Here is a 17,739-nt window from a genome sequence, read left to right as displayed (position 1 = left end):
GTCGATCGTTGATCGGTCCCGTCCGGACGGTACCGCTTCGGACATCTGTCCAGTTCAGCGGGGTGATCGAGCGGCCGCCGGGTGCGATATGTGATCGGTACCACCCGGTCGGGGTTGGTAGCATGGCGGTTCCGACCGACCGGATGCGGTGGTTCACCTCCGGCTTCTTTCGAAAGAGTCTTTCCATGCAGTTTGAGATCGTCGAGCGGGACGAGACGTGGGTTGCCGGGCTGCCGGTACGCAGCCCCAAACGTGCGCTCGGGGAACTGCGTGACCGGGATCTGGAGGCCGCCTGGGCGGCGGTGTTGCACCAGGAACTCGGCGGCCCGTTGGCCAGCGCCTACACCGACTACACCGGTGAGCTGGGCACGTACAACACCCAGATCGTCGGCTATCAGTGCGCGTCCTTCGCCGACGTCACCCGCGGTCACCTGGTCGCCCGGCTGCCGCGCGGCGCCTACGCACGGTTCTCCTCGGTCGGTAACTTCCCGCAGGTGATGACCGACCTGTGGACGCAGATCGCCTACGCCGAGGAACACAACCAGATCAAGCGGACCTACACCGGCGATTTCGAGTGCTACCCGCACGCCTACAAGATCGATCTGTACCTGGCGGTCGACGCGCGATGAGTTATGCGATCGCGGTGCGTGCCGAGGCGGTCTACGGCGGGCTGGTCGTCCCGCGCGTGCGCCCGAGCTTCAAGGTCAGCAACAGCGACCTCATCGAGTTCCTCAAGGACCGCCTGCGGGACCGGGGGGACGGCGTGGACCGTCCGATGTACACGGTGTACGTGCCGGATCCGGCCGGGAACTACAACGCTGTGGTCTGTTTCGAGTACCCCGCGCCGGACGCGGTGCCGGTGGGTGACGTCTTGGTGCGTGTCCCGAAAGGCGTCTATGCCCGGTTCGCGCCGAACGGCGACTATCACGATCCGGTAGAGGACGTCTGGGCGCAGGTCGACGACGCGACGGCGTCCGCCGAGATCACCCGGGCCTACCGTGAAGAGATCGAGATCTGGCACGCCCCGGAATCGGTCGAGTTGTTCATTTCAATCCTCGTTTAAATTGCTAATCGGTAACTGACCTCGGACCGACTGGTCTCCATGTTATTTCCGATTTCGAATACGCCGGTTCTGACCTGCGAAAATATGGCGTGTACCACAGAGTTTTCGGAAGATTAACCGGACGGCTGGTCAATTCCTGTCCGATGACGGATACTGCCCTGGGCAACTTCGTCTCGGCTCGGGGCCGCGGAGGGCTGCATCGGGCTGGACTATCGCGCATGGCAGCGCGGCGATGGAGTAGGAACAACATGACTGTGGATCTGATTGCAGTCGTGCCGAGGAACTCCCGTGGGCGGGGAGTGCGACGGTATTACGACGCGCAATCCGAGTGTGCGTTCTTTGTCTCCGAACCGGGCGTGCAGCCGGAACTCTGGGACCGGTATCTGCACGGGGCGTGTGCCGTTTACCGGCATTTCGGAGTCGAACACGCGCTCGAATACGAAACGGTCGCCGACGGTGCGTCATCGGCGCTGTTCTTCGCCGCGCTCGACGCCGACGGCGACATGGTCGCCGGGGTGCGGATGCAAGGTCCGTACACCGACGCGCGGCAGGCGCACGCGCTGGTCGAATGGGCCGGTCAGCCGGGCGCGGACGACTTGCGGCAGATGATCGCCGACCGGATACCGCAGGGCGTGATCGAGGCCAAAGGCGCGTGGGTCGCTCGCGATGCCGCCAACCGGGGCGAACTCAGCGCGGCGATCTCGCGCACCGTGCTGCACGGCGCGCGCCTGCTCGGCGCCCGCTACGGCTTCGCGACTGTGGCCTCCTTCACCGTGGCCCGCCACGAGGCGTGCGGTGCGGTTGCGGCCGAGCGCATTCCCGCGGTGCCGTATCCGGACGAGCGCTACCGAACGGTTCCGCTGTGGTGGGATACCCGGAGCTATGCCGCCTCAGCCGAGGAAGCGCAGCGATCCCTGACCCAGCGCGAACAGGACGCGCTCGGCCTGTCGACCGCGCGTACGCCCGATGTGCGATGCGGGATCGGGCGGCCGACGGAGGGCCGGCGCGGACATGGGCGATGACCGGAGCCGAGCGGCGGACCACCGGCCGCTGATCATCGACCCCGCCGATCCGGAGGACGCGCGGATACTCGCCGCGCTGCGCGCCGACCCGCGCATCGAAATCCTCGATCTGCGTGCGTCGTTGCGCGCCGAATACAGCAGAATGGTTGCCGCGCCCGATATTCCGGAGGGGCACGAAGCGGATCGCTGGATCTATTATCCGTGGCGCGCCGCGGTGGTCGGATTGCCGGGGCCGCGTACTTTCCGGATGATCCGGCTGGATCGTAATCGGAACAAACTGACCAGAGCCGAACAGGACCTTTTGGCCGAACGCACGATCGGGATCGTGGGACAAAGCGCCGGGCACGCGATCGCGCATCTGCTCGCCATGGAGGGCGTTTGCGGCGGATTGCGCTTGGCGGACCTGGACGATATCGAGTTGTCGAATCTCAACCGGGTGGCCGGGACGCTGTTCGACATCGGCGTCAATAAAGCGGTGGTAACCGCACGCCGTATCGCCGAGTTGGACCCTTATCTCCCGGTGCAGATCTTCGCGGCCGGGGTCGACGAGAATTCGGTGGACGAATTCCTGGACGGACTCGCGATCGTGGTCGAGGAATGCGATTCGCTCGATATGAAACTCGTGATTCGCGAGGCGGCGGCCCGGCATCGCATTCCCGTACTGATGGAAACCAGTGACCGTGGTTTGCTGGACGTCGAGCGTTTCGATCTCGAAGCCCGTCGTCCCGCGTTCCACGGATTACTCGGCGAGGTCAGCGCCCGGGATTTGCGGGGACTGACCTCGCGGGAGAAGGCGCCGTACGTGGTGAAGCTGCTCGGCGCCTCCGGGCTGTCGCCGCGGCTGGGCGCGAGCCTGGTCGAAGTCGGCGAGACGGTGAACAGCTGGCCGCAGCTGGCCGGTGACGTCGGCCTCGGCGCCGCGAGCGTGGCCGCCGCCGTGCGGCGCATCGGACTGGGGCTGAAGCTGGATTCCGGTCGCGTCCGGATCGATGTGGAACGGCATCTCGACGAGCTGGCCGACCCGCCGCCGAACGACGAGCCGGTGTGGGCCGATGCGCCGCCCGAGTCCGTCACCGGGCCCATCGCAAGCGTCCTCGCCTGCGCGCAACGGGCTCCATCCGGGGGAAACATGCAGCCTTGGTCGTTGCGGGCCGGCGCGGAGCACATCGCCATCGAGCTGGCGCCCGAGTGCAGCACGGCGATGGACATCGGCTATCGCGGCAGCGCCGTCGCACTCGGCGCGGCCGTCTACAACGCGCGGGTCGCCGCGGCCGCGCACGGAATCCTCGGCCCGCACGAGTTCGTCGAAGGAGCGCCGGGGTCCGGTCGTCTCGTCGCCCGCTTGCGGCTGGGGAACGATCGCAGTGCCGAGCTGGCGGCCGACTATCCCGCCGTTCTGCGACGCGAGACCAACCGCAGGGTCGGCACCGGGGCCCCGCTGGCAGACGGCGTACTCGACGCGCTCACGGCGGCCGCCGAAGCGGCCGGTGCGCATGTGCGCGCCGTCGTGGAACGGGAGGACATTGAGGAAGCTGCGAGGTTGCTGGGGGATTCCGATCGGGTCCGCTATCTCACGCCCCGCTTATACGAGGAAATGCTCGCCGAAGTCCGTTGGGCGGACGACACGCCGGAGACCGGAATCGATGCGCGCAGCCTGGAACTGACCGACGACGAATGGGCGGCATTCCAGATCACCACCCGCGCCGACGTCATGGCGCAGTTGCGGTCCTGGTCGGGTGGAGCGGCGCTGGGGAAATACACCGGTGACCGGGTGCGGTCCAGCTCCGCCATTCTGGCCGTGACATTCGACGCGGCCGACCCTCGATTGACCGACTACGCGGCGGCGGGCGCGGCGGTCGCGCGGGTTTGGGTGCGGGCCGAGCGCCTCGGATTGTGCGTGCAGCCGATTTCCCCGGTATACCTCTACGCCCGACGCCATGCGGAACTTGCAGCGATTTCCCCCGACTTCACGGATACACTAACGTCACTTCAGGGCCGTTTCCTGGACCTGCTGGAAGTGCCCGAGCATGAGACCATGGCGTTGGTGCTTCGCCTGAGCTACGCCTCCGCCGCCACCGTACGCAGCAGGCGGCGTCCGGTGCTCGGTGTGGACACCAGTAGTTAGCGCGATCGGAGACAATGTGCCACGGCGGACACTCGACTCGTTGGTGACCCAGGTCGCCTCTGAGCTCATGGGTGTGGACGCCACGACCATGGTCGCCGCCACCGAACGCGTGCTCGCGCAACTGGTCGAGTACTTCGACGTGGATTTCAGCTACGTGCGGCACACCGACCGCGAACGCCGGGCAACCGTGCTCATCGCCGAGTGGCCGCACCGGCAGAACATTCCGGATCCCGATCCGCTCGGCGTGATCTACTTCGACGGCGCCGACCCGGTGTTCCGCGCCCTGGAGAACGCGACCGAGCCGATGGTCGCGCGCCCGACGCCGGAATTCGCCGACTACCAGGAGACCGTGCGCCGTGGTTCCGGCATCGTCGGGGTGACCTCGGCGGCGGTACCGCTGATGTCGCGTGGCGAGCCGACCGGTGTGCTCGGGTTCGTCAAGTCGGGCGATCGGGAGTGGAGCAATCGCGAACTCAACGTGCTCAAAGCCATCGCGGCGCTGTTCGCGCAACTGCAAGCGCGGGTGGTCGCGGAGGAACGTCTCCGATACATCGCGCTGCACGACGACTTGACCGGCCTGGCCAACCGGCGCGCGCTGCTCGAGCACATGGAGGAGCGATTACGCGCGGGAAGCCCCGGCCCGGTGGCCGCTTTCTTCCTCGACCTGGACCGCTTGAAAGCACTCAACGATTTCCTCGGTCACACCGCAGGGGACAACTTCATCCGCACCTTGTCGACGCGCCTGCGGGAGAACCTGGACCCGAACGACATGATCGCCCGACTGGGCGGCGACGAATTCGTCATCGTTCCCGCCAAGCCGATGGACGCGGTGGCCGCCGAGTACGAGGCGAACCGCATCCAGCAGTTGATCGCGCGGCGCGTCACCGTCGGCGGCGAGTCGGTCAGCCGGGGCGCCAGCGTCGGCGTCGCGCTCGGCTTCCCCGGTGAGACGACGGTCGCCGACGTGCTGCGCCGCGCCGATCACGCGTTGTTGTCGGCGAAATCGGGCGGCGGCAACGGCGTCGCGGTGTTCACCGACACCATGCGCGCGCAATTCGAACTCCAAGACGACGTGGAGCTCAACCTGCGCGGCGCGGTGTCGGACGGCTCGCTGCTGCTGCACTACCAACCCGAGGTGGATCTGCGCACGGGCCGCATCGTGGCGTTGGAGGCGCTGGTTCGCTGGCTGCACCCGACCAGGGGATTGCTGCCGCCCGCCGCGTTCGTCACCGTCGCCGAGGCCACCAACCTGGCCGGCGAACTTGGCCGCTGGGTGATCCGGTCGGCGTGCGCGCAATTCGCCGAATGGCGCAGGCGCGGTCTGGCGGGCAACGTCGTGATGCGGATCAACGTGTCGCCGGTGCAGTTGGTGAGCCTCGATTTCGTCGAGCGCATCGAGGACATCCTGCGCCTGTTCGGCATCGACGGCAGCTCGGTGTGCCTGGAGATCACCGAGCACGTCGTGGTCCAGGACCTGGCCCGGACCCAGGTCACGCTGCGCGGACTCAAGCGGATGGGCGTGCAGATCGCCATCGACGATTTCGGCACCGGCTACAGCTCGCTGTCGCATCTGAAGGCGCTGCCGGTGGACGCGGTGAAGATCGATCGGGGTTTCGTGCAGCGCCTCGGCGCCAGCACCGACGATCTGGCAATCGTGAAATCCATCATCGGCCTGGCCGGCTCGTTCGGGCTGGGCGTCGTCGGGGAAGGCGTCGAGACGGCGGTCGCCGCGCGCACCTTGGTCGGCCTCGGCTGCTACCGCGCGCAAGGCTTTCTGATCGCGAAGCCGATGCCCGCCGAGCAGGTCGAGACGCACCTCACCGCGGGCCGGATCCCGCTTGATCTCGATCTTCCGCGGGCCGGGCGCGGGCTGCCCGCGCACTGAGATCACCGCGACAGCCGCCGGTTATCCGGTTCTTTCACGGCCGTTCACGCACCGTTGGGCGCGGGTAACCCGATCCGCTGCACGATCGGCCACGTGCGCATAGTTCAGCTTGCGAACTTCTACGGCCCGCGGTCGGGTGGGCTGCGCACGGCGCTGCACCATCTGGGCGAGGGTTACGTCGCCGCGGGACACGATGTGGTACTGATCGTGCCGGGCCCGCGCCGGTCCGAGGAGATCCTGCCCACCGGCGTCGTACGGATCACACTGCCCGCGTTGGCCATTCCGTGGACCGGGGGTTACCGTGCCGCGGATCCACGCCGGGTGGCCGACGTCCTGGACGGATTGCGGCCCGACGTGCTCGAGGTCTCCGACCGGCTGACGCTGCGCGGATTCGGCCGCTGGGCGCGGCGGCGCGACGTGGCAGGCGTGATGATCTCGCACGAGCGGCTCGACCGGCTGCTGGGGCAGGTACTGCCCGGCCCGGTGGCGCGGCGCTGCGCCGATGTGGCCAACCGGCACACCGCCACCGACTACGACATCGTCGTGTGCACCACCAGCTTCGCTCGCGAGGAGTTCCTGCGCATCGACGCGCGGAACGTGGAGCTGGTCCCGCTCGGCGTCGATCTCGATCTGTTCAACCCGCACCGGCGCGATCGCAGGCTGCGCGCCGATCTGGGGGTGCCGGGTCATCCGCTGCTGGTGCACTGCGGCCGGTTGTCGGTCGAGAAGCGGGTGGATCGCAGCATCGAGGCGGTCGGCGCGTTGCGGGCGGCGGGTATCGAGGCGCGATTGATCGTCGCCGGGGACGGCCCGCGCCGCGACGCGTTGCAGCGGCGGGCCCGCACGCTGGCCCCGCTGCCTGGCGGGGTGCCCGCCGTGCACTTCACCGGCTTCATCGCCGAGCGCGCGATGGTCGCCAAACTGCTCGCCACGGCGGATGTCTCGCTGGCGCCCGGTCCGCACGAGACTTTCGGCCTCGCGGCGCTGGAAGCGCTCGCGGCGGGCACGCCCGTGGTGGCGAGCCGATCCTCCGCGCTGGCCGACATCGTGACCGCCGACTGCGGCGCGGTGGCCGCCGACCATCCGTCCGCGTTCGCGCGGGCGGTCAGCGACGTGCTGGCCATGCCGCAGGCCCGCAGGCGCAGCGCCGCGCGCAGCCGGGCCGAGCAATTCACCTGGCCGCGAGCCGTCGCGGGCATGCTCGCGGTTCTGGGTCGTTAGCGGCGTCCCGGTCGGCGGCCGCCGACTGGACTACCCTGCGGGGAACCGATTCGGCGATTCGAGATGGGATGCGCAGTGCTGGGTAGAGGTCGCGGGCGAGCGGGTCGAACGACGGTGCGCGATGCGAAGGTTCTGGTCACGGGCGCGGCGAGCGGCATCGGCCGGTCCACCGCGCTGGCCGCCGCCGCGGACGGCGCCGAACTGGTGCTCACCGATGTCAATGCCGAGGGCCTGGACGCCACGGTGACGGACATCCGAGCCGCGGGCGGACGTGTGGCTCTGGCGCAAGCGCTGGACATCACCGACTACGACGCGGTGCGCGCCTTCGCCGACCGGGCGCACGCCGAACTCGGCAGCCTGGACGTCGTCATGAACATCGCGGGCACGTCGGTCTGGGGGACCGTGGAGAACCTGGAGCACCAGCACTGGCGGCGCATGGTGGAGGTCAACCTGATGGGGCCGATCCACGTCATCGAGACCTTCGTGCCGCCCATGGTGCGCGCGGGCAAGGGCGGTGCGCTGGTGAACGTGTCGTCGGCGGCGGGCCTGCTCGCGCTGCCCTGGCACGCGGCTTACAGCGCGGGCAAATTCGGCATCCGCGGCGTATCCGAGGTGTTGCGGGTGGATCTGGCGCAACACGGCATCACGGTGCATCTGGTGGCGCCCGGCGCGGTGAACACGCCGCTGGTGCGCAGCGTCGAGCTGGTCGGAGTGAACAAAGAGGACCCGAAGATCAAGCGGCTCACCGCCGCGTTCACCGAGCACGCGGTGCCGCCGGAGCGGGTGGCGACGGCGATCCTGCGCGGGATCGAACGCAACCGGTTCCTGATCTACAGCTCGTTCGACATCCGCTTCGGTTACTGGTGGAAGCGCAAGTTCGCCTTTCCCTACGAGTTCGCGATGCGGCGCACCAGCGCCCGGTTCAGCAGGCTGCTGGCTTCGACGGGCAATTGAGCTGCACGTCGAGCACGCGCGCGCCGGGACCTTCGGCGCCGAGCCGGTCGTGCTCGTTGACCAAGCGGCAGGTGCCGAGGGACAGGCAGCCGCAGCCGATGCAGCCGGTGAGGCTGTCGCGCAATCGGATCAGCTGGGTGATCCGGTCGTCCAGGTCGGCGCGCCACGTGGTGGACAAGGTCTCCCAATCGCGCCGGGTGGGCGTGCGGCCTTCCGGTAGTTGATCGAGGGCCGCCCTGATCTCGCTCAGCGGTATGCCGACGCGCTGGGAGATGCGGATGAACGCGACGCGGCGCAAGGTCTCGCGGGCATATCTGCGCTGATTCCCGCTGGTGCGTCTGCTCGTGATGAGCCCTTCGCGTTCGTAGAAGTGCAACGCGGAGACCGCGACTCCACTACGCTCGGAGAGCTGCCCGGGGGTCAGCTCCTTCGCCCGCCAATCGGCTGCTGTCGACATGCACGCTCCTCCCAATCACCTCAACAATACTTGAGGTTAGGGTGTGCTGGGACCGGATTCGGCGATCGCGCACCGATCCGCACGCCGAAGCCGGGATTTCCGTGCTCTTCCGGCCGCGGCGCACTACGGTTCGATCATGGGAGCAGATGCTGTGTCCGCGCGGGAGGGTGCGCGTTTGGCCGTGACGTCCGAAGTCGGCACGCTGCGTACGGTGCTGCTGCACCGGCCGGGCAACGAGCTGCGCAGGCTGACCCCGCGCAACAACGATCAGCTGTTGTTCGACGGCATCCCGTGGGTGGAGCGCGCGCAGCAGGAGCACGACGCGTTCGCCGAAGTGCTGCGTGGCCGCGGCACCGAGGTGCTGCTGCTGTCGGACCTGCTCGCCGAGACCATCCAGGTCAGCGGCGCCGCCCGGATCCAGGGCATCTCGGCCGCCGTCGACGCGCGCAGGCTCGGACACACGCTGGCCGACGAACTGGCCGCCTTCCTGCGCGGCGTGCCCGCAGGGGAACTGGCCGACATCCTCATGGCGGGGATGACCTTCGACGAGTTGCCGTTCGGGCCCGACGCCACCTCGCTGGTGCGCCGCATGCACCACGGCGGCGACTTCGTCATCGATCCGCTGCCCAATCTGCTGTTCACCAGGGATTCCTCGTTCTGGGTCGGTCCGCGCGTGGCGATCACCTCCCTCGCGCTGCCCGCCCGCAGCCGGGAGACCTCGCTGACCGATCTCATCTACGCGTTCCATCCGCGTTTCCTCGGGGTGCGCCGGGCGTACGAATCGCACACCGCGCCGATCGAAGGGGGCGACGTGCTGCTGCTTTCGGAGGGCGTGGTCGCGGTGGGCGTCGGCGAGCGCACCTCGCCCGCCGGCGCGGAAGCCTTGGCGCGCAGCCTGTTCGACGATGACCTCGCGCACACCGTGCTCGTCGTGCCGATCGCGCAAACCCGCGCGACGATGCACCTGGACACGGTGTGCACCATGGTCGACGCGGACGCCGTCGTGATGTATCCGGCGGTGCGCGAATCGCTGTGCGCCTTCACCATCCGCAAGGCCGACGACTACGGCGGACGGCTCGGCAGCGGCCGGGTCGGCATCAGCGGTCCCGACCCGTTCCTGCCCGCGGCCGCCGAGGCGATGGGCATCGGCAAGCTGCGGGTGATCGACACGGGCCTGGACGGCGTCACCGCCGAACGGGAACAGTGGGACGACGGCAACAACACCCTCGCGCTCGCGCCCGGCGTGGTGGTCGCCTACGAGCGCAACGAGATGACCAACGCCAGGCTGGAGGACGAAGGCATCGAGGTGCTGCGCATCCCCGGCTCCGAACTCGGCTCCGGCCGGGGCGGCCCGCGTTGCCTGTCCTGCCCGCTGTCCCGCGACGAGTTGTGAGCGCGGGCATGTTCACCATCACCGTCTCGCACGACTCGACTGTGCCGCCCTACGAGCAGCTACGCCTCGGCATCATCGCCCAGGTGCGTTCCGGCGAACTGACCGCAGGAACCAAGATCCCGACCGTCCGCGCCCTTGCGGCTCAACTCGGCCTCGCCCCCAACACGGTGGCACGCGCCTACCGCGAGCTGGAGGCGGACGGCGTGGTCGAAACCCGGGGCAGGCAGGGTTCGTTCATCGCCTCCTCGGGAGACCCGACCCGCGACGTGGCAGGCCGCGCGGCCACCGCCTACGTCGCGACGGTGCGCAGATTGGGCTTGGACGACGCCACCGCCCTGCGCTATGTGCAGGCGGCACTCGAGGCCTGACCTCTTATCTCCAGCTGGGGAGCCAGAGGTGGTCGTGCCAGTTGCCCGGGGTGATCGGTAGCGCGGTGAGAATCGGCCACAGCCAGATGAAGTTGGCGATCACCAGGCCCAGGTAGAGGCAGACCGCGAGTAGTCCGAGGCTGCGCCGTTCGTTCGGCGGGGTGGGCAGGTAGATCCCGGCGGGGCTGCGCGGGATGGTGCTGGGGTGCGCGGGGCCCAGCACGTCGCCGAGCACCAGCGCCACGCCCATCACCAGGAACGGAGCCATCGGGACGGCGTAGAAGTAGTACATCTGCCGGTCGAGGGTGGCGAACCAGGGCAGCAGCGCGGCGCCGTAGCCCACCAGCACCGCGCCGTGGCGCCAGTCGCGACGGACCACCGCGCGCCACAGCATCCAGGCCAGCACCGGAAAAGCCACCCACCAAATGGCGGGCGTGCCGATCAGCATCACGGCCTTCACGCACTGGGTCTGCCCGCAACCGGTGACGCCGCTGTCTGCGTAGTAGTACAGCATCGGGCGCAGGCCCATGGGCCAGGTCCACGGCTTGGATTCCCAAGGGTGATGGTTGCCCGCCGAATTGGTCAGTTCGGTGTGGAATTCCAGCGACCTGGCGTTGAAGTACCAGAGCGAACGCAGCGCGCCCGGCACCACATGCGACCAGAATCCTCCGGTGCCGATCGGGTCCGTCGGCGCGGACGGATTGCCGGGCATGTACCGGTACACGCCGGTCTCGCTCGCGAACCAGGCCCAGTAGCTGGCCAGATAGATGCCGAGCGGCACGAGCACCAGCGCGTACAGCGCGGGCCCGATGTCCCGCAGCGCGACCCCGAGCCACGGACGGCGTACCCCGTAGAGCCGCCGCGCCGAGAGGTCGAAGTAGACGCTCATCAAGCCGAAGGCGGCGATGAAATAGATTCCGGACCATTTGGTTCCGCAGGCCAGCCCGAGCAGCAGGCCCGCGCCGAAGCGCCACCAGCGCACCCCGAGGCGCGGTCCCCAGTCGGTCACGCCGATCCGGCCCTCCGCGTCGGCGCGCGCGCACCGAGCACGCACCTCGTCGCGGTCGACGATCAGGCAGCCGAAGGCGGCGGTGACGAACAACGCCATGAAGATGTCGAGCATGCCGATGCGCGAGGAGACGAAGGTCAGCCCGTCGGCGATCAGCAGGATGCCCGCGATCGCGCCGATCAGGGTGGAGCGTGTCATCCGCCGGGTGATCCGGATCACCAGCAGCACCAGCACCGTTCCGGCGAGCGCGGCGGTGAAACGCCAGCCCCAGCCGTTGTAGCCGAACATCGCCTCGCCGATCGCGATGAACTGCTTGCCGACCGGGGGATGCACCACCAGCCCGTAGCCGGGGTTGTCCTCCACCCAGCCGCCGGTGAGCATCTGCCAAGCCTGCGGGGCGTAGTGCTTCTCGTCGAACACGGGGGTGCCCGCGTCGGTCGGGTAGTTGAGCATGGTGAAGCGCGTCACCGCCGCGATCGCGGTGAGGAACGCGGTCACCAGCCAGCCGCGCGCGCGGTCGGTCGGCCCGAAGTCGCGTGGCGGCCGCAGCGGCCCCGGGCTCGACCAGGATGGCACGGTTCCGAACCGTGCGGTCGCGCGCTGGTCGGTCACCTGGGTCACGCCCCGATCGTATGCTCCTCCGCCTCTCCGGGTCTTCAGGCCGTACTAGTTGGGTGGTTCGGGATTCGCGTTCAGGTCCTGCGTGAGTGCCGCTGTAGTTTTGGGCGTACCCGGTGAGTTACCCATGTGCTCACGAGATCGGCTGTACGTGTCGAGAACGGGCCCGGCGGATTCGCGGTCGGCTGCCGGCGTGAGTGAGATTCGTCTCGAAGGCATGCGGGATTGCTTCCGCCGGTGCGGCCGAACCTCGTTGCCGCCGGTATCTGCTGGGGCCGGTGGCGTCGGTGGATAGGCTGCGGGTTGGCGGTTGTCGCCGGATACGTGATGCGGACAGGAGTGCGGTGGCTTACGAGACGGCGGGCGGGCTGGTGCTCGCGGCGACGCCGATGGGTGATGTCGGCGATGCCTCGCAGCGCCTGCGCGAAGCGCTGGCGACGGCCGATGTCGTCGCCGCCGAAGACACCCGCCGCACCAGGGCGCTGGCCAAGGCGCTCGGCGTCGAGATCTCCGGCCGGGTGGTCAGTTTCTACGATCACGTCGAGACCGCCCGGATTCCGATGCTGCTCGACGAGATCGCCGACGGCCGTACGGTGCTGCTGGTGACCGACGCGGGCATGCCGTCGGTGAGCGATCCCGGCTACCGCATGGTGGCGGCGTGCGTCGAGCGGGATCTGCCGGTGACCTGCCTGCCCGGACCCTCGGCGGTGACCACGGCGCTGGCACTGTCGGCCCTGCCGGTGGAGCGGTTCTGCTTCGACGGATTCCCGCCGCGCAAATCCGGCCAGCGCCGGGAATGGTTGCGTACCTTGGCCACCGAACCACGCGCCTGCGTCTTCTTCGAGGCGCCGCATCGGCTCGCCGACTGCCTGGCCGACGCGGTCGAGATCCTCGGCCCGGACCGCCGCGCCGCCGTCTGCCGGGAGCTGACCAAGACCTACGAGGAAGTGATCCGGGGGACCCTGGCCGAACTGGCCGAGTGGGCCGTCGATGGCGCACGCGGCGAGATCACCGTGGTGCTCGCGGGCGCCCAGCCCGCCGCCGCCGATCCAGCGGACCTGGTGGACGCCGTGGAATCCCGAACCGCGGCGGGCCTGCGCCTCAAAGACGCCTGCGCCGAGGTCGCCGCCGCCCACGCCGTGTCGCGTCGCGAGCTCTACGACGCGGTTCTCGCCGCGCGCCGCACTTCCTAGCCGACCGCGACTTCGGCTGTGCGGTTCGCTCCGCGCGGGTGGTCGACCCGAAGCTGGGTGGCGGGCATGATCATCGGTATGACTTCTCTGGAGAGCAAGGCCACGACGTTTCTCGGGTTGCACGTGCCGGGTGATCCGGGCGTCTTCCCGACGGTGTGGGATGCCTGGTCCGCGAAAGTCGCCGTGGCGGCGGGCTTTCCGGCCTTGACGGTGGGCAGTCATCCGCTGGCCGATTCGATCGGCCGCTCGGACGGCGAAGGGATGACGTTCGACGAGTCGCTGACCCGGGTACGGCAGATCACGGCGGCGGTGGAAGTCCCGGTGTCGGTCGACATCGAGTCCGGCTACGGACAGGAGCCCGCGCGGCTGGTCGAGGGCCTGCTCGAGGCAGGGGCGATCGGACTGAACATCGAGGACACCGTGCACAGCGAGGGCAAGCGCCTGCGCACGGGCCAGGAACACGCCGACCTCGTGCACGGACTGCGCAAGGCCGCCGACGCGACGGGTGTGCACCTGGTGATCAACGCGCGCACCGACCTGCTCCTGCGCCAGGACGGAGACGAGGCCGACCGGGTGGACCGCGCTATCGAGCGGCTGCGGCTGGCCGCCGAGGCGGGTGCGGACGTGCTGTTCCCGGTGGGCCGCCACGCCGACGCCGACATGCGCCGCCTGACCGGCGAGCTGCCGCTGCCGATCAGCGCGACCGTCCTCCCGGATCAGGCCGACAAGGCCGCCCTCGCCGACCAGGGCGTCGCGCGGATCACCTTCGGTCCGTTCCTGCAGGCCGCGCTGACCAAGGAGATCAATACCCTGCTCGACCCCTGGAAGTGACATCGCGGAACAGCTGTGTGAGCGGTATCCGGTCGCCGCGACGACGGTGCCCGAGCCCCACCGGGTGACCGGTGGGGCGGCGGTGCGTCGGGTAGCGCGAGGACGCCATCCCGGTGACGGTCGCCGTGCCTTCAGGAGGGAACGGGAAGCCCCAGCGCGCTCATGACGAACTGGACGAACAGCGGCGCCAGATCCGGCACGCGCGCGGGTCCGTCCGAGACGATGACCCGCCGCGTGCGCTCGCCGATCGCGTCCGGGATCAGGGCGATCAGCCCGTCGGACAGTTCGGGGAGCGTCGGGTCCGCCGCCCGCGCCTGGTCGTAGAACACCCGGTACAGCTGGGCGAACCGGTCGACGGCCAAGTCGCGGTAGCCGACGGCCTCCTGGTTCACCTTGAACGACTCCACGAGCACCAATCGGGCGAAATCGGGCTCGGTGGCGACGGTCTGGCAGAAGGTGACCACGATGGACTCGATCTTCGCGTAGGCGTCGGCGTCCGGCGGCAGCTGGGCGAGTTCGTCCACGATCCGGGTCGCCATGATGTCGACGCCGGTGTGCACCGCCTCGGCGAAGCACTCCTCTTTGTTCGCGAAGTGGTCGTAGAAGGTCGTCCGCGAAACCCTCGCCCTGGCAACGATGTCGGTGAGGGTGGTGGCCGGGTATCCCTTGTTGTCGACGGACTCCACCATCGCCTCGACCAGCCTGCCGCGCTGCGACGTGAGCACGGCTTCGCGTGCCGCCCGATGCCGCTCGGCGAAACCGGACCGGTGAACGGATGCCGTCGCGTGCTGCTGGCCCATGTGTGCCCTCTCTGTGCCGGAACCGATTCCGAACGGAACGTCGTCGTACCGATCGCACACGGTCCGGGGCGTCGCCAGGCCGCGAACCGGTGTTTCATTATCCGACAACACATTCCACGGCGGGAAGGCAGGTGGATCCACTCGTGGGCATGTCGCCGTGGAACACCGCTAAAGTGTTGTGCGCCTTACCGTTACGGCAGGCCGGAGGCGGTCAGTCCTTCGGTTCGACGTACTTCGGGAACACCGGTTCCGGCGCGGGCAACGCCAACCCGGGCTCGATCGGCGTCGCGATGTCCGCGAACGTCCGGCTCCGCTGCCCCAGCTGGTCGAGGATACGGCCCGCCGACCCCGGCAGCACCGGCTGCACCAGGATCGCGACGATGCGCAGCACCTCCAGCGTCACGTACAGCACGGTGGCCTCGCGAGTGAGATCCTCCGGGGTGCCCGACTTCGCCAGCGCCCACGGCGCCTGCGCGGAGAAGTACCGGTTCGTCTCGCCCAGGGTCAGCCAGATCGCCTCCAGCGCCAAATGCATCTGCTGGGCGTCGAATTCGGTCCGGCAGCGCTCCAGCAGACCGCCCGCCAGATCCAGCAGGGCGCGGTCGTCGTCGGTGAACTCGCCGGGTGTCGGCACCACGCCGCCGCAGTCGCGCGCGACCAGCTTGGTGCTGCGCTGCACCAGGTTGCCGAACTCGTTGGCCAGGTCGCTGTTGATCCGGCTCACGATGGCCTCGTGGCTGTAGCTGCCGTCTTGGCCGTAGGAGATCTCACGCAGCAGGAAGAACCGCACCGCGTCCAAGCCGTAGTCGTCGACCAGCTCCAGCGGGTCGACCACGTTGCCGACCGACTTGGACATCTTCTCGCCCTTGTTGTACAGGAATCCGTGCACGAATACGCGTTTCGGCAGCTCCACTCCGGCCGAGAGCAGGAACGCGGGCCAGTACACCGTGTGGAAGCGTGTGATGTCCTTGCCGATGATGTGCACGTCGGCGGGCCAATACTTGCCGAAGGCGGCGGAGGAGGTGTCCGGGAAGCCGACGCCGGTGAGGTAGTTGGTGAGCGCGTCCACCCACACGTACATGACGTGGTCGGGATGGTCGGGCACCGGCACGCCCCAGTCGAAGGTGGTGCGCGAGATGGACAGGTCCTTCAGACCCGCCTTGACGTAGCTGACGATCTCGTTGCGCCGGGTCGCCGGCGCGATGAATTCCGGATGCTCGTCGTAGAGCGCCAGCAACTTGTCCTGGTAGGCCGACAGCCGGAAGAAGTAGTTCGACTCCTCGGTCCAGGTGACCGGCGTCTTGGAGTCGGTGGAGATGCGGGTGCCGTCCTCCAGCACCGTGGTCTCCTCGTCGGTGTAGAACGCCTCGTCCCGCACCGAGTACCAACCGGAGTAGTTGCCGAGGTAGATGTCGCCGTTGGCCAGCATCCGCTCCCAGATGGCGACGCTGGCGGCCTGGTGGTCGGCGTCGGTGGTGCGGATGAACCGGTCGAAGGAGATGTCGAGCGTCTTGTCCAGCGCCTCGAACACGTCGGAGTTGCGAGCCGCGAGCTCTTCCACCGGGATGCCCTCGGCGACCGCGGCCTGCTGCATCTTCTGGCCGTGCTCGTCGGTGCCGGTCATGAAGAAGACGTCGTAGCCGTCGAGGCGCTTGAAGCGGGCGATGGCGTCGGCCGAGATGTACTCGTACGCATGCCCGATATGCGGCGCGCCGTTCGGATAGGCGATGGCCGTGGTGATGTAGAAGGCGGGGCGGTCGACTTCGCTCATGGTGTGTCTACTGTAATGCGCGTGCATTCTTCCGCTCGCGTGAATATGCCCCTCGCCGATTCGCGGGTTCCCGCGTCCGCGCCGCGGGGTGGCCGCCGATGAGCGCGAAGCGTTCCGCGCCGGAGCTGCCCGAGCCGCTGTCGCCGATCGTGGACGCGCACACCCACCTGGACGCCTGCGGCGCGACCGACGCGGCGTCGACCGTCGCGATCGTCGACCGGGCCGCCTCGGTCGGGGTCGGCCGGGTGGTCACCGTCGCCGACGATCTGGACGCCGCGCGGTGGGCGGTGCGGGCCGCACACTGGGACGATCGGGTGTTCGCCGCCGTCGCGCTGCATCCGACCAGGGCGAACGCGCTCGACGACGAGGCGAAGGCCGAGCTCGAGCGCTTGGCCGACGACCCGAGGGTGGTCGCTGTCGGCGAGACCGGCCTGGACTACTACTGGCCGGGCAAGCTGGACGGCTGCGCCGACGTCGAGACCCAGATCGAGGGCTTCCGCTGGCACATCGACCTGGCCAAGCGGGTGCGCAAGCCGCTGATGATCCACAACCGCGAGGCCGACCACGACCTGCTGACCGTGCTGCTGGACGAGGGTCCGCCGGAGCGGGTGATCTTCCACTGCTTCTCCTCGGACACGAACATGGCCCTGTCGTGCGTGGCCGAGGGCTACATCCTGAGCTTCTCCGGGACGGTGAGCTTCAAGAACGCGCACGAACTGCGCGAGGCGGCCAAGGTGGTGCCCGACGACCAGATTTTGGTCGAGACGGACGCGCCGTATCTGACCCCGCATCCGTTCCGCGGAGCGCCGAACGAGCCGTATTGCCTGCCGTACACCGTGCGGGCACTGGCCGAGGTGCGCGAGCAGGATCCGCTGGAACTGGCCGAGATCACCACCGCCAACGCGCGTCGCGTCTACCGGATCTGAGCGGGGGCGCCCGCCAAGGGGCGCGTACCCGAGGGCGTCACGGATGCCCGGAATGCATCGCTGTATGCGAAATGTGTCCTATGTCACTTTCGGCGTTCCGTTT

The 17,739-nt window shown here is 68.7% G+C and carries 16 protein-coding genes; 12 read left to right on the top strand and 4 right to left on the bottom strand.

Going from position 1 to position 17,739, the window contains the following annotated elements:
• The first annotated feature begins 185 nt into the window (after positions 1 to 185).
• The 7 genes from ACIHAX_RS17765 (at position 186) to ACIHAX_RS17735 (ending at position 8,270) form a co-directional block, all read left to right on the top strand.
• Complete coding sequence (locus ACIHAX_RS17765; protein WP_355074571.1) at positions 186 to 629, top strand: GyrI-like domain-containing protein; 444 nt, start codon at positions 186 to 188, stop codon at positions 627 to 629.
• Positions 626 to 1,063 (top strand): effector binding domain-containing protein, encoded by a 438-nt coding sequence (locus tag ACIHAX_RS17760; protein WP_364428858.1) that lies wholly within the window; start codon positions 626 to 628, stop codon positions 1,061 to 1,063. The genes ACIHAX_RS17765 and ACIHAX_RS17760 overlap by 4 nt, the downstream gene beginning before the upstream one ends.
• A 248-nt stretch (positions 1,064 to 1,311) precedes the next feature.
• On the top strand, positions 1,312 to 2,085 hold the full coding sequence (locus tag ACIHAX_RS17755) for a hypothetical protein (RefSeq protein ID WP_355074568.1): 774 nt from the start codon (positions 1,312 to 1,314) through the stop codon (positions 2,083 to 2,085).
• The gene (locus ACIHAX_RS17750; protein ID WP_364428862.1) at positions 2,075 to 4,210 is read left to right on the top strand and encodes an Rv1355c family protein; all 2,136 of its coding nucleotides are present in this window, start codon (positions 2,075 to 2,077) and stop codon (positions 4,208 to 4,210) included. Before ACIHAX_RS17755 ends, ACIHAX_RS17750 begins: the two co-directional genes overlap by 11 nt.
• 67 nt (positions 4,211 to 4,277) lie before the next feature.
• Positions 4,278 to 6,095 carry an EAL domain-containing protein gene (locus tag ACIHAX_RS17745; RefSeq protein WP_355075033.1) on the top strand — a complete coding sequence of 606 codons (1,818 nt, stop codon included), beginning with the start codon at positions 4,278 to 4,280 and terminating at the stop codon, positions 6,093 to 6,095.
• Between the two features lie 93 nt (positions 6,096 to 6,188).
• Complete coding sequence (locus ACIHAX_RS17740) at positions 6,189 to 7,316, top strand: glycosyltransferase (RefSeq protein ID WP_364428865.1); 1,128 nt, start codon at positions 6,189 to 6,191, stop codon at positions 7,314 to 7,316.
• 63 nt (positions 7,317 to 7,379) lie between these two features.
• A complete protein-coding gene (locus ACIHAX_RS17735) occupies positions 7,380 to 8,270 on the top strand; it encodes an SDR family oxidoreductase (protein ID WP_356963855.1) in 891 nt (296 codons plus the stop codon).
• Here ACIHAX_RS17735 and soxR read toward each other — a convergent pair.
• Positions 8,239 to 8,727, bottom strand: a complete 489-nt coding sequence (soxR, locus tag ACIHAX_RS17730; RefSeq protein ID WP_067795363.1) for a redox-sensitive transcriptional activator SoxR — start codon at positions 8,725 to 8,727, stop codon at positions 8,239 to 8,241. The two genes, ACIHAX_RS17735 and soxR, sit on opposite strands and share 32 nt — an antisense overlap.
• A 136-nt stretch (positions 8,728 to 8,863) precedes the next feature.
• Here soxR and arcA point away from each other — a divergent pair, with 136 nt between their 5' ends.
• Together arcA and ACIHAX_RS17720 are read left to right on the top strand one after the other, a co-directional pair.
• On the top strand, positions 8,864 to 10,120 hold the full coding sequence (gene arcA, locus ACIHAX_RS17725) for an arginine deiminase (RefSeq protein WP_355074561.1): 1,257 nt from the start codon (positions 8,864 to 8,866) through the stop codon (positions 10,118 to 10,120).
• Between the two features lie 8 nt (positions 10,121 to 10,128).
• A complete protein-coding gene (locus tag ACIHAX_RS17720) occupies positions 10,129 to 10,488 on the top strand; it encodes a GntR family transcriptional regulator (RefSeq protein ID WP_355074559.1) in 360 nt (119 codons plus the stop codon).
• A 4-nt stretch (positions 10,489 to 10,492) separates the two neighbouring features.
• Here ACIHAX_RS17720 and ACIHAX_RS17715 read toward each other — a convergent pair whose 3' ends face one another.
• A complete protein-coding gene (locus ACIHAX_RS17715; protein ID WP_397278524.1) occupies positions 10,493 to 12,118 on the bottom strand; it encodes a dolichyl-phosphate-mannose--protein mannosyltransferase in 1,626 nt (541 codons plus the stop codon).
• Positions 12,119 to 12,459: 341 nt separating this feature from the next.
• Here ACIHAX_RS17715 and rsmI point away from each other — a divergent pair, with 341 nt between their 5' ends.
• Positions 12,460 to 13,308: a 16S rRNA (cytidine(1402)-2'-O)-methyltransferase gene (rsmI, locus tag ACIHAX_RS17710; RefSeq protein WP_379250804.1), complete on the top strand. Its 849-nt coding sequence runs from the start codon at positions 12,460 to 12,462 to the stop codon at positions 13,306 to 13,308.
• A 78-nt stretch (positions 13,309 to 13,386) separates the two neighbouring features.
• The gene (locus ACIHAX_RS17705; protein ID WP_364428878.1) at positions 13,387 to 14,139 is read left to right on the top strand and encodes an isocitrate lyase/phosphoenolpyruvate mutase family protein; all 753 of its coding nucleotides are present in this window, start codon (positions 13,387 to 13,389) and stop codon (positions 14,137 to 14,139) included.
• 131 nt (positions 14,140 to 14,270) lie between these two features.
• Here the strand turns inward: ACIHAX_RS17705 and ACIHAX_RS17700 are convergent, their stop codons facing one another.
• Positions 14,271 to 14,939 (bottom strand): TetR/AcrR family transcriptional regulator, encoded by a 669-nt coding sequence (locus tag ACIHAX_RS17700; RefSeq protein WP_355074553.1) that lies wholly within the window; start codon positions 14,937 to 14,939, stop codon positions 14,271 to 14,273.
• A 211-nt stretch (positions 14,940 to 15,150) separates the two neighbouring features.
• A complete protein-coding gene (gene metG / locus ACIHAX_RS17695; protein ID WP_397278521.1) occupies positions 15,151 to 16,737 on the bottom strand; it encodes a methionine--tRNA ligase in 1,587 nt (528 codons plus the stop codon).
• Positions 16,738 to 16,808: 71 nt separating this feature from the next.
• Between metG and ACIHAX_RS17690 the strand changes: the two genes are divergently transcribed.
• Positions 16,809 to 17,636, top strand: coding sequence for a TatD family hydrolase (locus tag ACIHAX_RS17690; RefSeq protein WP_364428885.1), 828 nt, complete (start codon positions 16,809 to 16,811; stop codon positions 17,634 to 17,636).
• The last annotated feature ends 103 nt before the right edge of the window (positions 17,637 to 17,739 follow it).

The sequence above is a fragment of the Nocardia sp. NPDC051929 genome (assembly GCF_044548645.1).
Classification (GTDB): domain Bacteria; phylum Actinomycetota; class Actinomycetes; order Mycobacteriales; family Mycobacteriaceae; genus Nocardia; species Nocardia sichangensis.
This window is presented reverse-complemented; position numbering and strand designations above follow the sequence as displayed.

Excerpts from the sequence above, each read along its gene's own strand:
- metG (WP_397278521.1), bottom strand. The coding sequence starts at position 16,737 with ATGCACGCGCATTACAGTAGACACACCATGAGCGAAGTCGACCGCCCC.
- ACIHAX_RS17750 (WP_364428862.1), top strand. The coding sequence starts at position 2,075 with ATGGGCGATGACCGGAGCCGAGCGGCGGACCACCGGCCGCTGATCATC.
- ACIHAX_RS17745 (WP_355075033.1), top strand. The coding sequence starts at position 4,278 with ATGGGTGTGGACGCCACGACCATGGTCGCCGCCACCGAACGCGTGCTC.
- ACIHAX_RS17720 (WP_355074559.1), top strand. The coding sequence starts at position 10,129 with ATGTTCACCATCACCGTCTCGCACGACTCGACTGTGCCGCCCTACGAG.
- ACIHAX_RS17690 (WP_364428885.1), top strand. The coding sequence starts at position 16,809 with ATGAGCGCGAAGCGTTCCGCGCCGGAGCTGCCCGAGCCGCTGTCGCCG.
- arcA (WP_355074561.1), top strand. The coding sequence starts at position 8,864 with ATGGGAGCAGATGCTGTGTCCGCGCGGGAGGGTGCGCGTTTGGCCGTG.
- ACIHAX_RS17765 (WP_355074571.1), top strand. The coding sequence starts at position 186 with ATGCAGTTTGAGATCGTCGAGCGGGACGAGACGTGGGTTGCCGGGCTG.
- ACIHAX_RS17755 (WP_355074568.1), top strand. The coding sequence starts at position 1,312 with ATGACTGTGGATCTGATTGCAGTCGTGCCGAGGAACTCCCGTGGGCGG.
- ACIHAX_RS17700 (WP_355074553.1), bottom strand. The coding sequence starts at position 14,939 with ATGGGCCAGCAGCACGCGACGGCATCCGTTCACCGGTCCGGTTTCGCC.
- soxR (WP_067795363.1), bottom strand. The coding sequence starts at position 8,727 with ATGTCGACAGCAGCCGATTGGCGGGCGAAGGAGCTGACCCCCGGGCAG.
- ACIHAX_RS17735 (WP_356963855.1), top strand. The coding sequence starts at position 7,380 with ATGGGATGCGCAGTGCTGGGTAGAGGTCGCGGGCGAGCGGGTCGAACG.
- ACIHAX_RS17760 (WP_364428858.1), top strand. The coding sequence starts at position 626 with ATGAGTTATGCGATCGCGGTGCGTGCCGAGGCGGTCTACGGCGGGCTG.
- ACIHAX_RS17705 (WP_364428878.1), top strand. The coding sequence starts at position 13,387 with ATGACTTCTCTGGAGAGCAAGGCCACGACGTTTCTCGGGTTGCACGTG.